18 protein-coding genes and 7 tRNA genes are annotated in these 22,506 nt (G+C 39.8%); 4 read left to right on the top strand and 21 right to left on the bottom strand.

Annotated features, from left to right (window positions below):
- Window positions 1–83 precede the first annotated feature (83 nt).
- The 5 genes from lnt to miaB all read right to left on the bottom strand — a co-directional run bounded on the left by lnt (window position 84) and on the right by miaB (window position 5,744).
- On the bottom strand, window positions 84–1,616 hold the full coding sequence (gene lnt, locus DD649_RS06890; RefSeq protein ID WP_294105009.1) for an apolipoprotein N-acyltransferase: 1,533 nt from the start codon (window positions 1,614–1,616) through the stop codon (window positions 84–86).
- Window positions 1,616–2,500 carry a CNNM family magnesium/cobalt transport protein CorC gene (gene corC, locus DD649_RS06885; RefSeq protein WP_294105007.1) on the bottom strand — a complete coding sequence of 295 codons (885 nt, stop codon included), beginning with the start codon at window positions 2,498–2,500 and terminating at the stop codon, window positions 1,616–1,618. The genes lnt and corC overlap by 1 nt, the downstream gene beginning before the upstream one ends.
- Before the next feature lie 263 nt (window positions 2,501–2,763).
- Complete coding sequence (gene ybeY, locus DD649_RS06880) at window positions 2,764–3,231, bottom strand: rRNA maturation RNase YbeY (RefSeq protein WP_336429680.1); 468 nt, start codon at window positions 3,229–3,231, stop codon at window positions 2,764–2,766.
- The gene (locus DD649_RS06875; protein WP_294105082.1) at window positions 3,232–4,227 is read right to left on the bottom strand and encodes a PhoH family protein; all 996 of its coding nucleotides are present in this window, start codon (window positions 4,225–4,227) and stop codon (window positions 3,232–3,234) included.
- A gap of 86 nt (window positions 4,228–4,313) precedes the next feature.
- Window positions 4,314–5,744: a tRNA (N6-isopentenyl adenosine(37)-C2)-methylthiotransferase MiaB gene (gene miaB / locus DD649_RS06870; protein WP_294105005.1), complete on the bottom strand. Its 1,431-nt coding sequence runs from the start codon at window positions 5,742–5,744 to the stop codon at window positions 4,314–4,316.
- Between the two features lie 411 nt (window positions 5,745–6,155).
- On the opposite strand from miaB, the gene ubiF reads away from it, so the two are divergent.
- Window positions 6,156–7,343, top strand: a complete 1,188-nt coding sequence (gene ubiF, locus DD649_RS06865) for a 3-demethoxyubiquinol 3-hydroxylase (protein WP_294105080.1) — start codon at window positions 6,156–6,158, stop codon at window positions 7,341–7,343.
- Window positions 7,344–7,404: 61 nt separating this feature from the next.
- Here the strand turns inward: ubiF and DD649_RS06860 are convergent, their stop codons facing one another.
- The 11 genes from DD649_RS06860 to nagB all read right to left on the bottom strand — a co-directional run bounded on the left by DD649_RS06860 (window position 7,405) and on the right by nagB (window position 13,651).
- Window positions 7,405–8,760 carry a dicarboxylate/amino acid:cation symporter gene (locus DD649_RS06860; protein ID WP_294105004.1) on the bottom strand — a complete coding sequence of 452 codons (1,356 nt, stop codon included), beginning with the start codon at window positions 8,758–8,760 and terminating at the stop codon, window positions 7,405–7,407.
- A 561-nt stretch (window positions 8,761–9,321) separates the two neighbouring features.
- Window positions 9,322–9,396, bottom strand: a tRNA-Gln gene (locus tag DD649_RS06855).
- A gap of 33 nt (window positions 9,397–9,429) precedes the next feature.
- Window positions 9,430–9,514 (bottom strand) — tRNA-Leu (locus tag DD649_RS06850).
- 5 nt (window positions 9,515–9,519) lie between these two features.
- Window positions 9,520–9,596, bottom strand: a tRNA-Met gene (locus DD649_RS06845).
- Between the two features lie 59 nt (window positions 9,597–9,655).
- Window positions 9,656–9,730, bottom strand: a tRNA-Gln gene (locus DD649_RS06840).
- A gap of 43 nt (window positions 9,731–9,773) precedes the next feature.
- Window positions 9,774–9,848 (bottom strand) — tRNA-Gln (locus DD649_RS06835).
- A 30-nt stretch (window positions 9,849–9,878) separates the two neighbouring features.
- Window positions 9,879–9,963, bottom strand: a tRNA-Leu gene (locus DD649_RS06830).
- Window positions 9,964–9,969: 6 nt separating this feature from the next.
- Window positions 9,970–10,046, bottom strand: a tRNA-Met gene (locus tag DD649_RS06825).
- A 328-nt stretch (window positions 10,047–10,374) separates the two neighbouring features.
- Window positions 10,375–11,598, bottom strand: coding sequence for an ROK family protein (locus DD649_RS06820; RefSeq protein WP_294105001.1), 1,224 nt, complete (start codon window positions 11,596–11,598; stop codon window positions 10,375–10,377).
- A 7-nt stretch (window positions 11,599–11,605) separates the two neighbouring features.
- The gene (gene nagA / locus DD649_RS06815) at window positions 11,606–12,772 is read right to left on the bottom strand and encodes an N-acetylglucosamine-6-phosphate deacetylase (protein WP_294104999.1); all 1,167 of its coding nucleotides are present in this window, start codon (window positions 12,770–12,772) and stop codon (window positions 11,606–11,608) included.
- Between the two features lie 75 nt (window positions 12,773–12,847).
- A complete protein-coding gene (gene nagB / locus DD649_RS06810) occupies window positions 12,848–13,651 on the bottom strand; it encodes a glucosamine-6-phosphate deaminase (RefSeq protein ID WP_294104997.1) in 804 nt (267 codons plus the stop codon).
- A gap of 485 nt (window positions 13,652–14,136) precedes the next feature.
- Here nagB and nagE point away from each other — a divergent pair, with 485 nt between their 5' ends.
- Window positions 14,137–16,164: an N-acetylglucosamine-specific PTS transporter subunit IIBC gene (nagE, locus tag DD649_RS06805; RefSeq protein ID WP_294104995.1), complete on the top strand. Its 2,028-nt coding sequence runs from the start codon at window positions 14,137–14,139 to the stop codon at window positions 16,162–16,164.
- Between the two features lie 94 nt (window positions 16,165–16,258).
- Here the strand turns inward: nagE and efeB are convergent, their stop codons facing one another.
- The 5 genes from efeB to DD649_RS06780 all read right to left on the bottom strand — a co-directional run bounded on the left by efeB (window position 16,259) and on the right by DD649_RS06780 (window position 20,252).
- Entirely contained in the window at window positions 16,259–17,530 is a 1,272-nt protein-coding gene (efeB, locus tag DD649_RS06800) for an iron uptake transporter deferrochelatase/peroxidase subunit (RefSeq protein WP_294104993.1), read from the bottom strand.
- An 11-nt stretch (window positions 17,531–17,541) separates the two neighbouring features.
- A complete protein-coding gene (locus DD649_RS06795) occupies window positions 17,542–18,429 on the bottom strand; it encodes an EfeM/EfeO family lipoprotein (protein ID WP_294104991.1) in 888 nt (295 codons plus the stop codon).
- Complete coding sequence (locus tag DD649_RS06790; RefSeq protein WP_294104988.1) at window positions 18,422–19,255, bottom strand: FTR1 family protein; 834 nt, start codon at window positions 19,253–19,255, stop codon at window positions 18,422–18,424. The genes DD649_RS06795 and DD649_RS06790 overlap by 8 nt, the downstream gene beginning before the upstream one ends.
- Before the next feature lie 11 nt (window positions 19,256–19,266).
- The gene (locus DD649_RS06785) at window positions 19,267–19,602 is read right to left on the bottom strand and encodes a cupredoxin domain-containing protein (protein ID WP_294104986.1); all 336 of its coding nucleotides are present in this window, start codon (window positions 19,600–19,602) and stop codon (window positions 19,267–19,269) included.
- 92 nt (window positions 19,603–19,694) lie between these two features.
- Window positions 19,695–20,252 carry an iron transporter gene (locus DD649_RS06780; protein WP_294104984.1) on the bottom strand — a complete coding sequence of 186 codons (558 nt, stop codon included), beginning with the start codon at window positions 20,250–20,252 and terminating at the stop codon, window positions 19,695–19,697.
- 270 nt (window positions 20,253–20,522) lie between these two features.
- Here DD649_RS06780 and DD649_RS06775 point away from each other — a divergent pair, with 270 nt between their 5' ends.
- Together DD649_RS06775 and DD649_RS06770 are read left to right on the top strand one after the other, a co-directional pair.
- Window positions 20,523–21,452, top strand: coding sequence for a haloacid dehalogenase-like hydrolase (locus tag DD649_RS06775; protein ID WP_294104982.1), 930 nt, complete (start codon window positions 20,523–20,525; stop codon window positions 21,450–21,452).
- Between the two features lie 394 nt (window positions 21,453–21,846).
- Window positions 21,847–22,464, top strand: a complete 618-nt coding sequence (locus DD649_RS06770) for a helix-turn-helix domain-containing protein (protein WP_336429672.1) — start codon at window positions 21,847–21,849, stop codon at window positions 22,462–22,464.
- Window positions 22,465–22,506 lie beyond the last annotated feature (42 nt).

Below are 22,506 nucleotides of genomic sequence, written 5' to 3'. Positions count from 1 at the left end.
TAATTAATTATTGGGGGTAATTCTATAATGCTAATTTAGGCTTTAATTTTATCTAACCAATTATCAATTAAATCAATTCTATACTAACGTTTTTGGCGTCGATTAAATGCAAAACCAATAATACCAAAAATAACAACTACTCCCCACATAGGATAGTTACTCCAACGTGCATAAGGGGTTAGCCCCGTTGTTGGTGTAATTTCAGTGGCAAGTGTGGCGGCTTTAAACTGTGGCAGCATATCTTGAATGGTACCATCAGCACGAACTACTGCGGTTATGCCATTATTCGTTGAACGTAATAATGGACGACCAAGTTCTAGAGAGCGCATTCTCGCCATTTGAAAGTGCTGCCATGGACCGATTGATTGTCCAAACCACGCATCATTCGAAATTGTCAGTAAGTAATCGGTGTCGGGTTTAAAGTTATCTCTAACTTGGGAACCCAAAATAATTTCATAACAAATTGCGGCTGTCAGATGAATATTACCAACGGCTAGCTGAGCTTGCTCATAATCACCGCGACTAAAACCTGACATTGGCAAGTTAAAGAAAGGCGCAATTGGTCTTAAAATATCCTCTAATGGTACAAACTCACCAAAAGGGACTAGGTGATGTTTGTTATAGCGATTTTTAGACGGATAGAGATACGGTTTCTTATCACCAAGTACAATGATAGTGTTATAAAATTCATACTCACCATCAATAGGCCTAGCATCGACGATCCCAGTAATTAATTGAGTATTCGATTCGAGTAGCAGCTTATCAAGAGATTTTAACCAAACTTGATTATCTAATTCGACAGAAGGTACTGCCGATTCAGGCCAAATAATTAACGACGCTTTACCAATATAAGGCCTAGAAAGTGCCATATAGGTATCTTTGGTCTGCTGCAAGAATCCGGCTTCCCACTTCATTGATTGGGGTATATTGCCTTGCACTAATGCAACTTGCATTTTGTTTGATTCAAGTGGGGTGAACCATTGAACATTTTTAAGAAGTAGCGGCGCAAATAAGATTACTGTGGCTGCCGCGAGCGCGATAAACTTCTTACGAACAATGGCGAGAGCCAAAAGTCCACTGATGCTAAATAACAGTAAAGTCATCATTTCAACACCAAATATCGGTGCCAAACTTTTCATCGGTCCATCGATTTGACTATAACCAAATTGTAACCAAGGAAAACCGGTGAGAACCCAACCACGTAAAAATTCAGTTAATTGCCAAAGTGCGGGGGCAGCAAAGGCAAATCGCCAGATATTTGGGTTTGGTGATAAGCGAGCAAGTAATGCACCAAATAGCCCCGGATATAAAGCTAAGTATGCCGCCAGTAAGATAACGATAAATATATTGACGGCTTCAGGCATGCCACCAAAGTCAGCGATACTGACGTAAACCCAATTAACACCACTACCGAATAAACCAAATCCCCACGCAAATGCGATAGCAAAAGATTGCTTCGCATTTCTTTGTAACGTTAATAGTTGGAGAAATAAAATGGACAGAAGCGCAGCAGGCCAGAGATCAAAAGGCGAAAAAGCCAGTGTTCCACTGGCCCCGAATAATAAAGCCAGAAGCAGTCGTAACCACTGGCTTTGATAGATTGACGGTAAGTTCATTAAGCCTGTTCTTCTTCCAAAGTAGGAATTGGGGCATCGTCAGGAATTTTCACATGCAATAGGAGAATTCGACGACTGTCAGCCATGGCGACTTTAAACTGATAATTGCCGATCGTGATGCTTTCACCTCGAGAAGGTAAATGTCCGAATGCTTGCATCACCAAACCACCAACAGTATCAACCTCATCATCACTAAAATTAGTGCCAAAAATATCATTAAAGTCTTCAATTTGCGTTAAGGCGCGAACTGAATATGAATGTTGGCTTAATTGACGTACATCGACGTCACCTTGGTCATCATATTCATCTTCAATTTCACCCACGATTAATTCAAGAATATCTTCGATGGTGACTAAGCCAGACACGCCACCAAACTCATCAATAACGATAGCCATGTGGTAGCGTTGGGAGCGAAATTCTTTGAGTAGACGGTCTACTCGTTTACTTTCAGGTACAACAACCGCTTGACGTAACACTTTATCAATACTGAAAGGTTCGGCATCTGTACGCATAAATGGCAGTAAATCTTTTGCCATCAATAGCCCTTCAATATGATCTTTATCTTCACTGATCACCGGAAAGCGTGAGTGTGCGGAATCGATAATGACATCAAGGCACTCATCAAGTGTTTGATTACGTTTTAAGGTAACAATTTGGGAGCGCGGGATCATGATGTCGCGTACGCGTTGATCCGCAATATCCATCACACCTTCAAGCATTTCTCGGGTATCAGGATCGATTAAATCGTTTTGTTCAGAGTCGCGAATGAATTCGACTAAGTCATCACGATTTTTAGGTTCACCGTGGAAAAGGTGATTTAAAAGTGCAAAGAACCCTTTCTTAGGGCCAGGGTTATCGTTACTCGAAGAGTTATCGTCGCTCATGGCGGTTAATTTCTTATTCCTCAGTTTATACTCGTCATACTTCAAACTGTAGCGTTGTTGGCTACTCTCAGCGTTATTGGCTACCTCAGCGTTTTTGCTGCGCTTAGATATATTATTGAAGTACTTAGAATATCGGTTAGTTAATAAAATAGTTTATATATACTTTTTAGCATAAAACTGACTGTTTATCATGAGAAATCCAGTCAGTTTTTTGTAAAAAAATGCTTTATTTTTAAAGCAGTTCTTGAAAAATTATAGTTAGATCATTCTTTTTCTGCAAGATAGGGGTCGGCATAGCCTAGTTCAGCGAGAATTTCAGTTTCTAATGTTTCCATTTCTTCTGCTTCATCATCTTCAATATGGTCATAGCCAAGTAAATGCAAACAACCATGTACTACCATATGAGCCCAATGCTCTTCGGCAGTTTTTTGTTGTTCCATCGCTTCTTTTTCAACGACCTGACGACAAATAATTAAATCACCTAATAAAGATAGCTCGATTTCAGGTGGTGCTTCAAAAGGAAATGAAAGCACATTTGTGGGCTTATCCATACCTCGATATGTCAGATTCAAATGATGACTTTCTGCTTCATCAACTATGCGGATCGTAACTTCACTTTCTGCTTGAAATTTAGGCAAAACAGCTTCTAGCCAATGTTGAAACAAGGCTACGGAAGGTAAACCTTCCGCATCTTCACAAGCTATTTGTAAATCAAGAATAACGTTGCTCATTTAGTTAGTTTCCTGCCTTTCAAATTCTCTTTGTTCTTTTTCTTCTCTTAGCTGTTGACGGCGTTTATTGTCTTGTTCTTCCCATGCTTCATAGGCAATTACAACTTTAGCTACCACTGGATGGCGCACAACATCTTCACTATGGAAGAAATTAAAACTGAGGTCATCCACATCGGATAGCACTTCTATCGCGTGTTTTAGACCTGATTTACTGCCACGAGGTAAATCGACTTGTGTAATATCACCAGTAACAACCGCTTTTGAGTTAAAACCAATGCGGGTTAAAAACATTTTCATCTGTTCGATGGTGGTATTTTGGCTCTCATCTAAAATAATAAATGCATCATTGAGCGTACGACCACGCATATAAGCTAATGGCGCCACTTCGATAACATTGCGCTCGATGAGCTTTTCAACTTTTTCAAAACCAAGCATTTCAAACAGCGCATCGTAAAGTGGGCGCAAATAAGGGTCCACCTTTTGGCTTAAATCACCGGGTAGAAACCCGAGTTTCTCACCTGCTTCAACCGCTGGACGGGTTAGCATAATACGACGTACTTCCTGACGTTCTAAAGCATCGACTGCTGCGGCAACTGCAAGGTAGGTTTTACCCGTCCCCGCAGGACCAATACCGAAAGTAATATCGTGATCCAAAATATTAGCAATATACTGCGCCTGATTTGGAGTGCGTGGCTTGATGACACCACGTTTGGTCTTAATGTTGACTGCTTTACCATAATCAGGAACGCTATCGGCAGATTGCTCTAGCACTCGGCTGTCGACTACCGCTAAATGAATATTTTCAGTGGTAATGTTTGGTGTCACACCACGAACGGGCGCGGTATCAACATAAAGTTGACGCAAAATCTTGCTCGCAGCTTGGATATTAAGCGGCTTACCTGATAATTTGAAACGATTATCACGGCGATTAATTTCGATTGCGAGGCGACGTTCAAGCTGCTTGATATTATCGTCAAATGGCCCGCAAAGGCTCATTAAACGTTGATTATCTGCGGGCTCTAAAAAAATTTCTTGTGTTGCGATTTGCAACGTTTTTTGATTGGTCACTGAGTATCCTATCGTTAAGGCTGGTAGTTACTTACACCAAGCTCATCTTCTTTACGGGTACGTGCGATAACAGACGCCGGAGATTCTTGAGAGCGTAAATCCATCTCATCTTCTGTGCGGATAATTTTACCGCGTAGGGAGTTAGCAAAGGCATCGACAATCTCTACATCGACGAATTTACCTATCATATCCGGTGTGCCTTCAAAATTCACGACACGGCTGTTCTCGGTACGACCTGAGATTTCCATTACATTTTTACGTGAAATTCCTTCAACTAAAACACGTTGAACAGAACCTAGCATTGTACGGCTAAAGCTCAAGGCTTGCTGATTAATGCGAAGTTGTAGCAGGTGTAAACGCTGTTTTTTCTCTTCTTCGCTGACGTCATCAGGTAAGTCAGCTGCTGGCGTACCCGGGCGAGGTGAGTAAACAAAGCTGAAACTCATGTCGAAATTAACGTCTGCAATCAGTTTCATGGTTTTTTCAAAATCTTCAGTGGTTTCGCCGGGGAAGCCAACAATGAAGTCAGAACTAATCAGAATACCTGGGCGTGCTTCACGTAATTTACGAATGATGGCTTTAAATTCTAGCGCGGTATGTGCCCGTTTCATCATCGTTAAAATACGGTCTGAGCCACTTTGCACTGGAAGGTGTAAATAGCTGACAAGTTCTGGTGTGTCTCGGTAAACTTCAATAATATCGTCTGTAAATTCAATCGGATGGCTTGTCATAAAGCGGACACGGTCAATACCATCGATAGCGGCAACGAGACGTAGTAATTCTGCAAATGAGCAAATTTCACCGTCAAAAGTAGCACCACGATAGGCGTTAACATTTTGACCTAATAAATTGACTTCGCGTACGCCTTGCGCTGCTAATTGTGCAATTTCAAACAAAATATCATCACAAGGACGGCTGACTTCTTCACCACGAGTGTAAGGAACAACGCAGAATGTGCAGTATTTATTGCAGCCTTCCATAATGGAAACGTAGGCGGTTGGGCCATCTGCTTTAGGTTCAGGTAGATTGTCGAATTTTTCAATTTCAGGGAAACTGATATCAATAACAGGACTACGAGTACCTTGAACTTGATTAATCATTTCAGGTAAGCGGTGAAGTGTCTGTGGGCCAAAGACGATATCTACACTGGGCGCACGTTGGCGAATAAAATCACCTTCTTGTGATGCGACACAGCCGCCAACACCGATAATAATATCGGGGTTTTTATCTTTGAAAAACTTCCAGCGGCCTAATTGATGAAAAACTTTTTCCTGCGCTTTTTCACGGATAGAGCAGGTGTTTAGCAACAAAAGGTCAGCTTCTTCTGGAATATCAGTTAACTGATATCCGTGGGTATTTTCTAATAAAGAAACCATTTTGGATGAGTCATACTCATTCATCTGGCAACCCCAAGTTTTAATATATAACTTTTTATTCGTCGACATGTCGTGTATCCGGTGTTTTCGAAGTGGCAAGTAATGGACTCCGAAACGCGTTGTAAATCCAAAGTCCTACCCTATTATGAGAGCTTGTATGCATTTATTTCATATACCCGTCATACTTCGAGTTGTAGGGGTGTTATCATTAGATGGTGCCTACACGCATCTTGAATTATTTCGTGTATAGACATCATGAAATGATGATGTAAATGCAACATTTACCCTGTAATCGCATTGTCTAAATAATATCATTACGAGGTATTTAAGGGCAGGCTATTCGCCTATTGTTTTAAACATTGACGAGTATTGTATTCATTTGCGGCATCAGTGACTAGCGTTCAGACGCAGATATTCCCTGTGAGGGGAACAATTTTTCGGTACACTACATAAATCAAACAGTTAACAGTAGCTAACATGATGAATAAATTAACAGAATTTTATGATGTTGTCGTTGTTGGCGCAGGAATGACCGGCGCAGCGGCAGCATTGGGTTTTGCCCAAGAAGGACTGCGAGTCGCTTTACTTGAAAAAGCAAAACCTGGCGCCTTTGATTCACAAAGTGCGCCAGATGTTCGTATCTCAGCTATCAGCAGCTCATCAGTTGAATTACTTAAACAATTAGGTGCATGGCAACATGTTGAGTCGATGCGCAGTGCGCCTTATCGAGCACTCGAAACATGGGAAGAGCCGGGCAGTAATGTGATTTTTGATGCTCAAAGTTTAGGGTTACCCGAACTGGGCTTTATGGTTGAAAATCGCGTTTTGCAATTAGCCTTGTGGCAGGAATGTGAAAAATACAGCAATCTCGAGATTATTTGCCCTGCTCAGTTGATTAACTTGTCTCAACCGAAAGGGCAAAAAGAGTGGATGGTTGAGCTTGATGATAATCGGGAGCTACAGACAAAATTAGTCGTCGGCGCAGATGGTGCTAACTCTCAGGTTCGTAAATTGGCGGGTATTGGTAGCCGTGGTTGGCAGTATCGTCAGTCGTGTATGTTAATTACGATACAAACGGCACAACCGCAGCAAGATAAAACGTGGCAGCAATTTTTCCCTTCAGGGCCAAGAGCATTTCTACCACTATATGATAATTGGGCCTCATTGGTCTGGTATGACAGTCCAGCGAAAATCAGAAGATTACAGGCAATGACCGTAGAACAACTCAATGACGCCGTGTGTGGTGCGTTTCCTGAGCGTTTAGGTCCTGTCTCTGTAATTGCCTCAGGCGCATTCCCATTAACACGCCATCATGCTAATCGCTATGTTATTGATGGATTAGCATTGATAGGCGATGCAGCGCATACCATTAATCCACTTGCAGGACAGGGGGTTAATCTTGGTTATCGTGATGTGGATGCACTTTTAAGTGTAGTAAGCCGTGCGCGAGAATATCTTGAGCCGTGGTCTAGTTTGGACGTTTTAAAACGTTATCAGCGTCGACGTTTACCGGATAATTTAGTCATGCAAGCAGGTATGGATATTTTCTATATGGCATTTAGTGAAAATATACCGGGCTTGAAAATACTGAGAAACCTAGGATTGATGGCTGCGCAAAGAGCGGGCGAGGCAAAGAAACTTGCGCTGAAATATGCATTAGGTTTGTAGTTAATTGTTTTTTGATATAAAAAATAAGCCGCAATTGCGGCTTATTTTAGTTTAATAGATGTTATTTATTATTAGGAATTTCAACAGTTGAAGTGTCTTTTACATTAGTACTGATGGTGCTTTCTTCAGTAAGAACTGAGTCGAGAGTTTCATTTTTAGCTGAAAATGCATGCGCTAATTTTTCAGTGTCTAACTCTTTTTCCCAACGAGCCACAACGATACACGCACAAGCGTTTCCTACTAAGTTGGTCAACGCTCGACATTCAGACATGAAACGGTCGATACCGAGTATCAGCGCCATACCTGCAACTGGGATACTTGGCACAACCATCAATGTAGCGGCTAAGGTGATAAAACCTGCGCCGGTGACACCTGCTGCACCCTTAGAACTTATCATTGCAACCAGTAACAATGAAACTTGTTCCCAGATAGTGAGCTCGATATTAGTCGCTTGCGCAATAAAAAGCGCCGCCATGGTCATGTAGATATTGGTACCATCGAGGTTAAATGAATATCCGGTTGGTATCACTAATCCAACAACCGATTTCTCACAACCTGCGTGTTCCATTTTTCTCATCAGACTTGGTAATGCCGCTTCCGAAGAAGAGGTCCCTAGCACAAGCCACAATTCATCTTTGATATATTTAATCAAATCAATAATTGAGAAACCGTTGTATTTCGCGACAGCGCCAAGGACAACCAAAATAAATAATAAAGAAGTGATGTAGAAAGTCATGATCAGCATCATTAGGTTGCCGATGGATGAAATTCCATATTTACCGATAGTAAATGCCATCGCACCAAATGCCCCAATAGGTGCTAGTTTCATTAACATCGCAACCATTTTGAAGACTGGCTCAGAGAAGTTTTGCAGCAGTTGGACGATTGGCTCTCCGTGCTTACCCGTAGCTGCTAACGCTAATCCAAAAATAACCGCAATAAATAGAACTTGTAAAATATTACCATTCACCAATGGGCTGATAACCGTATCAGGAATGATATTCATCAAAAAGCCCACAATGGATGATTCATGTGCTTTTGCTACATAGCCAGCAACTTTGCTGCTATCTAGCGTTGCGGGATCAATATTCAAACCTGAACCCGGTTGGATAATATTGGCAACGATAAGACCGATAACCAATGCAATCGTGGAGAAGGTAATGAAATAAAGCATTGATTTACCCGCAACGCTACCCACAGCCTTCATATTTGACATGCCTGATATGCCAGTAACAACAGTCAAAAAGATAACAGGTGCGATAATCATTTTAACGATTTTGATGAATGCATCACCAAGCGGTTTTAATGATTCTCCTATATCTGGGTAAAAGTGACCTAACGCGATACCCAGCGCGATGGCAACAATGACCTGCACATATAAGATTTTATATAATGGTTGTTTTATTATGTTTCGCATAAATTTTCTCTGTAAAAATATTGCGTGATGGCAATTTATAATTATTAGGTTTTTTAACTAATTTTAGCGCTTGAGATCTGATTTTAGGGAATGGAAGATTGGACAGAAATTTATAATGGTGAAAACGTTTTGGTTTTACTTACCACTAATCTTACCTAACTACAATTCGAGGGCAGATTACCATTTTAGCTCGTTAAATTGAAATGATTAAAGTCACATAATTGACAGAAAAGTTATGTAAAGGTAAATAATGTATGCGAAATGTTGATATGAAATGAAACAGGACGACAAAGGGCTAGCTAAATTATAATTGCAGTATTAAATAAAACAGATTATGAAAAGAGATTTACGCTATTTATATGAAATTAAGTGATAAAAATATAAAAGATAGATCGAGTTGGGGATCAAACCTGAGAAAGGATATTAAATATTGAATGGTTAGGTTTCAACAAGCTAACGTTATGAATAATGAATTTGTGGTTAACGGTGTATGGAAAGGTTAGTTAGAAATATATTTTATAAATTTGGGTGTTTTTTTAAAAGGGGAATATGTTTAGAAGATGGCTGGGGTACCAGGATTCGAACCTGGGGATGCTAGGATCAAAACCTAGTGCCTTACCGCTTGGCGATACCCCAATTTTAAAATTTATATTTGCCTAGAAGGCGAAATGGTGCGGGAGGCGAGACTTGAACTCGCACACCTTGCGGCGCTAGAACCTAAATCTAGTGCGTCTACCAATTTCGCCACTCCCGCAATCATGGTGGCTATGACGGGATTCGAACCTGTGACCCCAACATTATGAGTGTTGTGCTCTAACCAGCTGAGCTACATAGCCATTCAATATTTTAAAACTTTAAGATATTTTTACTAAGACAACCCTAACAGGGAAGTAGTTGGCTGGGGTACCAGGATTCGAACCTGGGGATGCTAGGATCAAAACCTAGTGCCTTACCGCTTGGCGATACCCCATCCGAGGATACTCACAACTAATTAAATTAAAAATAGATAAGATTGGCTGGGGTACCAGGATTCGAACCTGGGAATGCTAGGATCAAAACCTAGTGCCTTACCGCTTGGCGATACCCCAATCTTAAAATCTATTTCACCGAGAAGGAAATGGTGCGGGAGGCGAGACTTGAACTCGCACACCTTGCGGCGCTAGAACCTAAATCTAGTGCGTCTACCAATTTCGCCACTCCCGCAAATTATGGTGGCTATGACGGGATTCGAACCTGTGACCCCAACATTATGAGTGTTGTGCTCTAACCAGCTGAGCTACATAGCCAACTCTTTTGCATTACCTTCATCGGCGTTGCGGAGCGCATTATGCTAATTACAGGCAGGACAGTCAACAGCTTTTTGCACTATTTTTGAGAAAACCCGTCTGTTTGTTTGATGAATAATCACTTTGTCGATAAAGACAGCAAAAAAACAACCTGATAATTGATAAAAGGTGATTTTTGCTAATTCCCCCGTTTCTACTTGATAGCTTCGATATCACGTGCTGAAAAATAAAACGGATGTTATGAAGTAATAAAAAAATCCAAAAATATGAGATGTTAGATTAGGCCGAAAGTCATTTAAGATCAACTTTCGGCAAAAATAATCAATTTTTATTGGTCAAACAGTTTTTGTAATAACTCACCATTGAGCATGGCTCTTTTGGTGAGGGCAAAGGCACCGATTGCTGAATTATGAACGAGTTGAGAGGTCACAATGGGTAAGTTTTCACGAAACCCTTTTAGTGCTTGAGTATCAATGCAGCTTTGAATTGCAGGCAATAAAATCTGTTCGGCTTCTGTGATATCACCAGCAATAACAACCTTTTCAGGATTAAACAAGTTAATTGTAATCGCAATTGCTTTACCTATTTGTCGCCCAACGTGTTGAATGACTTCAGTTGCGAGTGAATCACTTTTATTCGCCGCCTGACAAATATGAGAAATGGTGCAAGTTTCAAGCGTTAGTGAGCTGGTATAACCTTGCTCTAAACGCTGTTTGACTCGATTTTCAATAGCTTGGTTGGATGCGATTGTTTCCAGGCAACCAAAATTACCGCAATGGCAAAGTTCACCAAGTGGATCGACTTGAATATGACCAATTTCACCTAAATTGCCGCGATGATTGAGAAGTATCTCTTTATTGATCACCAAACCGGCACCCGCACCACGATGAATACGCACGAGAAGTGAATCTTCACAATCACGAGTTGCCCCGAAATAGCTTTCCGCTAGCGCCAAACTGCGAATATCATGACCAACATAGCAAGTGATATTGAAGTAATCTTGTAAATTATCAATAAGATGCCAATTATCGACCTTGATATGTGGCATATAGTGAACAATGCCTCTATTGGGATTAACTAAGCCGGGGAGAATAACAGAAATGGCAATGAGCTCTTTAATACGTCGTTGGTTGATATCAATAAAATCTTCTATAGCCGCTATCAACTTTTGCTCTACAGCTTGCTGGGAGGGTTCTGTGATGGGGTAATGTCCATCGACAATCATCTTGCCACTTAGATCATAGAGCGCAATGGTTGCATCATAACGACCCAAACGAACACCTATGGTGTGAAAATTTTTGTATTCAGAGACGATGGAGATGGCGCGACGGCCTCCAGTGGAGGCCTGCTGGTCAACTTCTTTAATTAAACCACGTTCGAGTAATTGACGTGTAATCTTAGTCACACTTGCAGGGGCAAGTTGGCTTTGTTCCGCTATTTGAATTCTTGATATTGGCCCATTTTGGTCTATTAGGCTATATACCACGGCACTATTTAGTTGTTTTACCAGATCAATATTACCAATTTGCTTTAGTGTGTGGCTTTGATTCATTAGCTATTTACTCATTTTTGTAGACTTCATCTCCATTCACATAAGTGGCTAGGACTTTGAAGTCGTGGTTAAACGCAGTTAAGTTAGCAATTTTACCCGGGACGATGGAACCTAAAGAATCATCAACACCAATCGCTCTTGCGGGATACAGTGTTGCCATTCTCAATGTTTCATCTAATGCTATGCCTACGTGTTCTACACTATTTTTAACGGCATCGATCATGGTGAGTGATGAACCGCTGAGTGTGCCGTTTTCATCAACACACAATCCATCCCGGTAGTATATTGTTTTACCTGCAAAGATAAAATGATCCATTTCACCAGTTTGAGGATCAATTCCGGCAGGTGCTGTGGCATCTGTCACTAAAATTAACTTATCGCCTTTAAGTTGTTTACTGTTACGGATATTGGCCCATTGAACATGGAGGCCGTCCGCAATAATGCCAGCATAAACTTCAGGTGTATCATAAATCGCACCTACTAGGCCTGGTCCACGCCCTGAAATATAAGGCATTGCGTTGAAAAGGTGAGTAGAGAAACGAATACCTGCTTTGAAACCTTGCTTCGCTTCTTCGTAGGTCGCATTTGAATGCCCGGCAGAAATAATGATCCCCGCATCTTTTAATTGATGAATGAAATCATCGCTAACCATTTCTGGTGCCAATGTGATTTTAGTAATGGCTTCTGCATGTGCGGCCAAGTAATCGATCATCTGCGCTGAAGGTTGACGAATAAAGTCAGGATTGTGCGTCCCTTTTTTTATGACGTTTATATAAGGCCCTTCAAGGTGTAAACCAAGTGCCTGGTTTTTATTATTTTTTAGATAATCAGTCATGACGTTGATGCCATGCTTCATGAGTTCATCTGAACACGTAATTAAAGTTGGAAGGTAGCTCGTACAGCCAGTGCGTTCATTGGCTTTTTGCATGATATCCAAATTTTTCAATGTTACATTTTCTTTATTATCATTGAATTGGACGCCACCACAACCATTGACTTGTAGGTCAATAAATCCAGGAGAAAGTATTGCTCCGTTTAGATCGTGTTGTTTAATCGTCGAAGGAAGCTCAGAGACAGGACAAACATGTTTGATGATTTCGCCATCAATGATAACAGCATGGTTATCCAGCCTTTCATGACCGGTATAAATAATGCAATTAGTGAGTGCATACATAAGTTAATAACTCCTGACCTCTGAAAGGAAAACAGTCACCGATCAGTTTGAGCTGATCGGTTAATCGATATAATTTTAGTTAAATTGTCCAAGAATTTCAGACTCAAGCTGTTTAAAATACTTCAGCGTTTTAACTTTGAGTTCGAGTGTTGCAGGTTCATCACAGACAATAAGTGCTTTTGGATGCATTTGTACGCAGCTTACAGTCCATAAATGATTTATTGGACCTTCAACCGCAGCATGTACTGCCATTGCTTTATTTGCGCCTGTTGCTAGTACCATCAATTCTTGTGCATCCATAAGCGTAGCAACGCCTACGGTGAGTGCAAATTTAGGAACTTGATTGATGTCGTTATCAAAAAAGCGTGAATTTGCTTGGCGAGTTTCTGGTGTTAACGTTTTAATACGTGTACGAGAATTTAGCGATGAACCCGGTTCGTTAAATGCAATATGACCATCATTACCTACGCCACCCATGAATAAATTCACACTACCGTAAGATTTCATTTTTTCTTCATAACGGATGCATTCAGCATCAACATCCGCTGCATTACCGTTAAGCAAGTTGACATTTTCAGTTTGAATATCAACATGATTGAAAAAGTTTTCGTACATAAAAGTACGGTAACTTTGCGGGTGATCAGCTGGAATACCGATATATTCATCCATGTTGAATGTGACAACATGTTTAAAACTAACTTTACCTGCTTGATATAACGCGATTAATGCTTTGTATGTCGCTAATGGTGTTCCACCCGTAGGTAGGCCAAGAACAAAAGGGCGATCAGCGGTAGGGTTGAATGCGTTAATTTTATCGGCAATAAATTGAGCAGACCAAACACCGACATCATATGCATTATTTAGTGGAAGAAGCCTCATGTAAGTTACCTTTAATAAACTTAAATTATGTAGAGTATATCGTAATCATACTTCAAGCTGCATGTGCGTTAGCAACATTCATCTAGCTAAACAACATACATAAGTATGCTATTAGAGCGCGTTTTGTTTGGTGTCTTTTTGCAACTTGAATTAACAGTATATCGTAATTTATACATTGAGTTGCAGGAGTATTAGCGACACCAATTGTTTGAATGTATCTTGACGTATATTAAAAATAGGCAGTCAAATTCACTGCAAAAGTTATTTTTAATCATAAAATAAGTTTTGCATAATAGCTACTAAATTAAGCAATGAACAGCTTCATTCGTTGACATTTATCACAAATCTCACCTATTTATTTTGTATCGCGAAAGAATTAATTTACACTATGAAATTGATATTATTATTCAGTTAAATTATTCTTTAATTGAATGAAAAATAAGATCCCGCGTATGGGGCAAAACAGGGTTATAAAGGGGGAGTTTGTGAATATTCTTAGCTACTTACAGCGGATTGGTAGGGCACTTATGGTGCCTGTGGCAGTATTACCAGCGGCCGCGATCCTTATGGGGATTGGTTATTGGATTGACCCAGATGGTTGGGGCTCTAATAGTGCAATCGCGGCATTACTACTCAAATCTGGTGCGGCGATTATTGAAAATATGTCCGTGCTGTTTGCGATTGGTGTTGCCTATGGGATGTCAAAAGATAAAGATGGTGCTGCTGCGTTAACCGGTTTTGTTGGCTTCTTAGTTGTTACAACACTGTGTTCTCCTGCATCTTATTCCATGATTATGAATGTGCCTGTGGAAACTGTACCAGCTGCATTCAATAAAATTAATAACCAGTTCGTCGGTATCTTAGTCGGTGTGTTGTCCGCTGAATTATATAACCGCTATAGTGGCGTTGAGCTACCTAAAGCGCTGTCATTCTTTAGTGGTCGTCGCCTTGTTCCAATTTTAGTTTCATTCCTAATGATCTTCTTGGCATTCATACTGATGTATGTTTGGCCTCTCGTATTTAATGGCTTAGTTTCATTCGGTGAAAGCATTAAGGATATGGGTTCTGTGGGTGCTGGTATTTATGCATTCTTTAACCGTTTGCTTATCCCTGTTGGTTTACACCATGCTCTTAACTCTGTGTTCTGGTTTGATGTTGCGGGTATTAATGATATTCCTAACTTCCTTGGCGGCGCGAAGTCAATTGAGGCAGGTCTTGCTACTATAGGGGTTACTGGTCGCTATCAAGCTGGTTTCTTCCCAATCATGATGTTTGGTTTACCAGGTGCGGCATTAGCTATTTATCACTGTGCACGTCCTGAAAATAAAGCGAAAGTTGCGGGTATTATGATTGCCGGTGCTTTTGCTGCATTCTTTACAGGTATCACTGAACCACTTGAATTCTCATTCATGTTTGTTGCACCTGTTCTGTTTGTTATCCACGCATTATTGACAGGTATTTCTGTTTATATTGCCGCTTCGATGGAATGGATCTCAGGATTCGGTTTCAGTGCGGGTCTTGTGGATATGCTATTACAAACACGTAACCCACTTGCAGTTAAGTGGTTCATGTTGATTGTTCAAGGCTTAGTCTTCTTCTGTATTTACTATGTCATTTTCCGTTTCATGATCCTAAGATTCAACCTGTTAACCCCAGGTCGTGAACAAGATTCAGGTGATGAAACTATTGATGGCTATGATGAAAATCTAAGTCCAGAAAGCCACAACGATAGCGATATTCAAAAAGAAGCTCGCCAATATGTTTCAGCAGTTGGTGGCAGTGATAACATTGTTAACATTGACGCCTGCATTACACGTCTACGTTTAACGGTTAAAGACTCTGCGATTGTAAATGATGCAATGGCTAAACGTATTGGTGCATCTGGTGTTATTCGTTTGAATAAACAAAACGTACAAGTCATCGTGGGAACAAGAGCAGAGCTAGTTGCTAAAGCAATGGGTGATGTGATTGCAAAAGGTCCTATCGCAGCTTCAGCGCCAACGGCTGCACCTACAGCGGCTAAAGTGACGGAACCGACTAAAGCTAAAGGAAATACCATTCTGTCATTGGTGGCACCGGTAAGCGGTCAAGTTTATTCACTTGATGATGTACCTGATGAAGCGTTTTCTAGCCGTATTGTGGGTGATGGTATTGCTATCAAACCGACAAGTGACGAAGTTCTCGCCCCTGCATCGGGTACTGTTGTGAAAATCTTTGAAACTAATCATGCATTTTGCCTAGAAACTGAAAATGGTGTTGAGCTCATTGTTCATATGGGTATCGATACTGTGGCACTTAAAGGTGAAGGCTGTGCTCGTTTAGTTGAAGAAGGTGCTGAAGTTGAAGCCGGTACACCGATTCTAAAATTAGACCTTCCGTTCCTTGAAGCTAATGCTAAATCAATGATAAGCCCTGTAATTATCAGTAATATCGATGATTTTGCGGGTGTTGAGATTTTAGTTGAAGGCCAAGTGGTTGCGGGTGAAACGGTTATTTATAACGTGCTAAAATAATTTGAATTAGTGATGTTATTGATAAAGGGAGGCTTAGCCTCCCTTTTTTTAGTCATTTTTTAGTTTCTGGCAAAGTATTTTGCCTAAGATATTATTAGGCTTGTTTTAGGGCTTCAAACATACCTTGTGCTAAGTTATTTTTTGCAGATTGAACACCCGGTAACACGAAGTAATACCCACCACCAAATGGCTTAATATAGCGCTCTAAGGGTTCACCATTAAGGCGTTTTTGTGTATCAATAAATCCTGTTTTTAAGTTCTTTTGATAGGATACGAAAATTAATCCCATATCAAGTACTCCACTTTCGGTTAATCCGAGTGAATAACTGTAGCTTCTACGCCTTAATTTTGCCGTATAACGTTCAGGGTTACGGGGTTCAGCACGGCGCATATGGGAGTCAAATAAGATACGATCGCCATGAGGGTCTTTCTCAAAGCTAGGGTCGTCATTTTCATGTTTCATACCAATAGGCGCGCCGGTACTTTTGTGGCGGCCAAAATCATTTTCTTGATCTTCAAGCGGGGTTCTATCCCAGAATTCAAGGTTGAAACGTATTAAGCGCACTGCCTGATATGTGCCCCCTGCACACCATGCAGGTTCTTTATTTTCTGCGGTTATCCAAATGAGTTCATTCATAAGCGCCGCATCATTTGTTGGCGCGTTGCCTGTACCATCTTTAAAGCCAAAAAGATTAATGGGGGTAGTGCGTTGGTCGATATCTCTTGAGGGGAGAAAACCATCAATTTTCCACAATGGAAACCATAATTGCCCCGTATTTCGCAAAATATCTCGTAATGCATAAATGACACTTTCTTGGCTATTTGCACATATTTGCAGCGCGATATCGCCACCACACCATTTTTCCTCTAGCCGATCATTGGGAAAACTGGTCATCTCAACCAGATAATGGGGCTTGATTTTATCTAATCCAAAACGCGAATCAAAAAGGCTATTACCTAGTGATACCGTAATAGTTAAAGAATCAGGTTGTAATAGCGTGCCGAGAATACCCGATTCAGCAGGTGGCATTTTATCATTTGAGGTTGAGGCCGCTTTTTGTACTTGAGTTAGATAGGCAATACGTTGTGTGAGTATTGTGAAGAGTGTTTGTAACTCTTCGATTGAAGTTGTTGTAACATTAAAGGCAATAAATGATGCATTTTTTTGCTCAGGTGTTAATACCCCTGCTTGATGTTCACCCAGAAAATTGATGGCTTTATCATAAGTGAGTTGGCAGTTATTGATTTGCTCTTTTGCTTTAAGTGCAGGCGCCGCAAAAATTGCGCTGCCGATAGCTAAGGTTTTTAATACGCTTCGTCTGGAAAAATTGACAGATTGTGGTTCACTTTTACGTTTAGCTCGCATAAGTATATGCCTTAATATTTATAATAAACATCAACATCGAGCTGTGCACGTAATGTTGCGAGTGCTTCAGCTTGTTGCGTTAGTAGCGAATATAGCCGCATTTTATTTTTTTGATTTAATTGGCTATAAGGTGAATAGCTACCTTTAGTGAGTTGATACGACTGTATTATTTTGTTTATGTGTTGGTCATTTTCTTTTATTTGGTCGAGCTCTTTAGATTGAATAAAAGGTGAAATGACCTCAATGATTTCTTGAGCACCTCTGAGGTTCGCCGCGATATCGGCTAAATCAGACTGACTATAAATATTCTCTTTTCCCGCAAGTTTTGTTTCGAGGATCATTTCAATAAAATCAGCGGAAGCTTGTACAAGTTTAGGTATTTCAATCGTTTCAGTCTGTACGCGTTTATAAAGATCACGTCCTTTGAGGAGTAATTCTTCGGCAGCAGGTAACGCAGTTTTAACATCTTTTTGCTCAAATAAGCGGTATTCAACTAAATGGAATCCGGTGAAACGATAATCTTTTTCTTTATCAAGAAAATAATCAGCTCGTGGATTAATCGTTCTATCCGTATTACCAAATAGCATGATGATAGGACGAACCGCTTCATAATGTTGATGTGCTGTGATGTAAGCATTTTGCGCTTTTTGTAGGTCACCCTTTTTTAAGCTTTGATTTAGTATCTCTAATTGAGAAACCATCTCACCAAGTTCATTAGTTGCAAATAGCAAATAGGTTCGAATTGCTTGCTGATACTTTTCTGGGGTTGCGATATCACCTTTGGCTATCACAATATCGTCCCCTGTTTGCACAGGGGATCTTAGGGCTTTGGTATAGGCAGGCAGGGATACGATTGTCAGCAAAAGAAAGCTGAAAATTACGGTTATTGTTTTACGCATTTCTTTTGCTCCGCGTGAATAACGTAATAACGACAATCCAGTAAACAACAAAGGTAATAACACTTAACCAAATAGGCTGAGAGCGATACGCAAAAAATGAAGAGATGAAATTACCTGCAATATTTGAATCATCTAGAAATGCGGTGCTATCCCAAGCGGGGTAAATCAGAAACTCAGGAATTGAATAATCATATTCAATTAGCAAATTAGCGATTTCTTCTACGCCTTTTAGTAATAACGATAACGCAAGGAAGAGTAAAATAATTCCAGTTACTTTGAAGAAAATTCTCCAAGAAACAAAACGATTAGTTAAAAGGAAGGCATATAATGTTAACGCTGCAATAAGAATGCCACCGCCAGCCTCTAAGAAAAATTCACTTGCGTTTTCAGCATTGAGCGACATGATAAAGCTCGAGAGAAAGACGACGATTTCGCTGCCTTCACGTGCGATCGCGATGGCAATAATAATTGTGGCTCCCCACCAGTTATGGTGTTCAGCATTGCGGCTAATTCCAGTTTCAATTTCAGATTTCATGGAACTGCCATGTTTGTTCATCCAATAGACCATTTGGACAATCAAAATACAGGCGAGTATTTCCATAAATATCATAAATAGAGATTGGCCAGTATCATCAAGAACATTGAAGACACCATAAATAAGCAATGCGAGAACAATTGAGATAATAACCCCGAGTGCAACACCACCCCAGAGGAATTTCATACCATTACGTGCATCTGGATGACGTTTAATCCAAGCATAAATAATGCCGATGACTAAAAGTGCTTCAAAGCTTTCACGCCATACTACAAAGAGAACTTGCCCCATTTTAAATCCTACTATTTTGCAATGATCTCACCTTTAGGGTGAGAAAGGTGAAAGTCATCAAAGAAGGTATAAGTGCCAGGTTTGAGCGGTGCAATGACCACAACTGAGCTTGCGCCCGGGGCTAATACTTTTTCTTTTCGTAGTTGAAGACTTTCAAATTCGGCAGGCTCTGTACCTGTGTTGGTGATTTTGATGCGAATAATTGTTTTTGCAGGGACTTCAAGAACACGTGGAATTAAATCCCCATTTTTCATTTCTAATTCAACGGTAAATTTCTCAGCAGCAAATACAGTCTGAGGGGTTAATGCATAAATGATAACCAGTAAAAGGCTGAGTAATGTTTTCATTATGAGCTCGAATAATTAATCAATAACGATAAACAAAAAAGGCTTACGTGAGAAAATAGCCCACGGTAAGCCCTTTACTAATTTGAATTTAATTAGTAACTACCTTTACGACCTACACCTGCGTAGTCGAAATCCCAAGTAGTTTCAAAAGGCTGGAACCATGGAGCAACACCGGTTTCTTTATCGATATGGCGGCCAAATGCAGCTTGTTTATTATATGAAGGTGGATAGATTTTGTAAGTCACACGGTATTTACCGTTGCCATCTAATTTGATGTTTTCCCCATAATGAGGACCATCGCTTGCCACCATAGGCATGAAAGTGCCCGTTTGAGTTTGTGGTTTATCACCCAGCTTAGTCACAGAGTATTCGATAGTGAGGTAAGGGATCCAATCACCTTCTGCAAAGCCATTTGGATTATCTTCAACAGCATGAATGTCCGCTTCTAAGTGAATATCCGCTTTATCCGCTGCTAGGTGAGACATCGCATGATGCCCTTCTTCGGTATCCATCGTGATAGGTTGTAGATAGACACCTTGAATCTCCATTCCATTCTTAATAATAGGATGACCGAGTGGATATTCTTGAGCGAATGCAGTAACTGAAAATAATACTAGACCCGAAACAGCGGCTTGATAGGCGAGTTTCATTGATACGTCCTTACCATTATTTAATATAGAACTTTAATGATAATCATTACTATTCAATGAATACAAGTGAAAATTTTAGATAAAATTCGATATAGGTTATCTATTTATCAAAAAACTATAATAATCAATTTATTAGGTGAAGTTATTAATTTAAACAAAATAACTTTATGAGAAGTGAGTTGTATGGGATTTTTATTATTTCTGTCGTGATATATTCGAATAAATATAATTAACTTATTTAAAATTCATCGACTCATGAAGGTATTGTAAATGCAAAAACGTTATCTTGATTGTTCAGCTTCTGAAATTTTACGATTAGGTAAAAAGGATTTATTAGAATCGATTAAAGGGAGTGAAGGGCGTCTATTAGTGTCAGAAACAATCGGCACATTACAACCCGTATTGATGACTGTCACAAATGCAGAGTTAGCGGCAAGTCAAGGCGCAGATATTTTATTGTTGAATGTATTTGATGTGAATAATCCTATTATGCAAGGTTTACCCGAAGGTATCCCTGCGAATGATATTATCCGGACATTAAAGCGTCTGACTGGTCGTGCTATTGGTGTCAATCTAGAGCCTGTCCCCGCAGGCTTTAATAATCCAACGCAAGATGTGCAATGGAAAATATCAGAAGGGCGGTTAGCGACGGTTAAAAATGCGATAAAATTAAAAGAAATGGGCGTTGATATCATTGTGTTAACCGGAAACCCGGGCAATGGCGTCACTAACCAAGAAATTAACCAAAGTTTGAAAGAGCTCAAAGCGGTTGTCGGCAATGATGTGGTGTTGATTACTGGAAAAATGCATGCGGCTGGAGTGTTAAATGCATCTGCTGAGCAATTAATTACTGAGGAAGATATTCGTACCTTTATTAGTAGCGGCGCAGATATTATTTTACTACCGGCACCAGGCACTGTTCCCGGGATTTCTTTAGAGTTTGTCCAAAAAATGGTGAGTTATTGTCACTCTCAAGGCGTGATGACGATGACGGCTATCGGGACCTCACAGGAAGGAGCTGATGTTCAAACTATTAGGCAAATTGCGCTGATGTGTAAAATGGCTGGAACCGATTTACATCATATTGGTGATTCGGGATATAACGGCATTGCATTACCCGAAAACATTTTAAATTATGGCATTGTTATTCGTGGTGTTAGACATACCTACTCACGTATTGCTCGCTCAATTAATCGTTAATAGTTTCAATTTACTCGGAAAATCATTTTTGTCGATAAATACAATTTTATTTATTCTTTAGGTAAAAATTAGCAAGAAATTGCTGATATGGTTTATTTCAATGGCGAACGTGTTGATGAACAGGTGTTTGAGTTCAATCGGTATAGCTTAACAGTTTTACCCTTTTTTAATTCATTTTAAAACCCACTTATGTCTAAATAAGTGGGCTTTTCTTCGTCATTTTTATCGAATATTTTCACTTCTAATATGTGAATATTGATTTAGATCAATGGTTGAAAATCTATCAAACAATACATTGATCTAGAATATGAAAATTAAATCCTAAGTAGACATAATCAAATGAGACTTACTCATTATAAGGGTGATTATGCTTCTCAATACAACGGGTTCCATTGTGGCCAACTTATCAGATAAAGCCTTAAATTCAATAACATCGGAATTATTAACTACACTTGCGAGTGTAACGATAATGGACGGCTTAGCATTGATTAAAAATGATATGCAAGTTGATGTTTCGTTGATGGAGCCACAAGGAAAAATACTCTGGTTAAGTCATTCTTGTGAAAAATCGTCCAATATTGCGGCTTCACTTTCGGAATATATTTCTAAAGAGACTCAAAGTCAGTTATTTATACATTCGATTGAACTGCTCGGTAGATTTTATTATTTAGCCCCAATTTATTTAGAGAAAAGTAATTTGCTTGCAGTCGTTGCACTATCCACGAATGAGATAAATAGCACTATATTACTGGCTTTAGCACATTCGTTGGGCAGAGAAGTGAGTGAAAAATTAAAATGTCATTTTTATTTACAACAATTAGCATGCGAGCCTAAAGTTAACCCTTTTTTTAAAGAGCTTAATGTGCAAAAAGTTGAGAAAGCTTTAATTATTGAAGCTGCCAATTCTTGTAATGGGAAAGTTCAACAGATGCATCAAGTTTTGAATATGGGTAGAACGACATTGTGGCGCAAATTAAAGCAATATGAGATTAATATTAAAGATTATAAATAGGCTCATTTATTCATAATGAATGAATAGGGGATGAGCCATAAT

The organism is Providencia sp., assembly GCF_003533305.1.
GTDB lineage: Bacteria > Pseudomonadota > Gammaproteobacteria > Enterobacterales > Enterobacteriaceae > Providencia.
The sequence above is the reverse complement of the archived record's forward strand: the minus strand, read 5'-3'. Positions and strand labels throughout refer to the sequence as shown.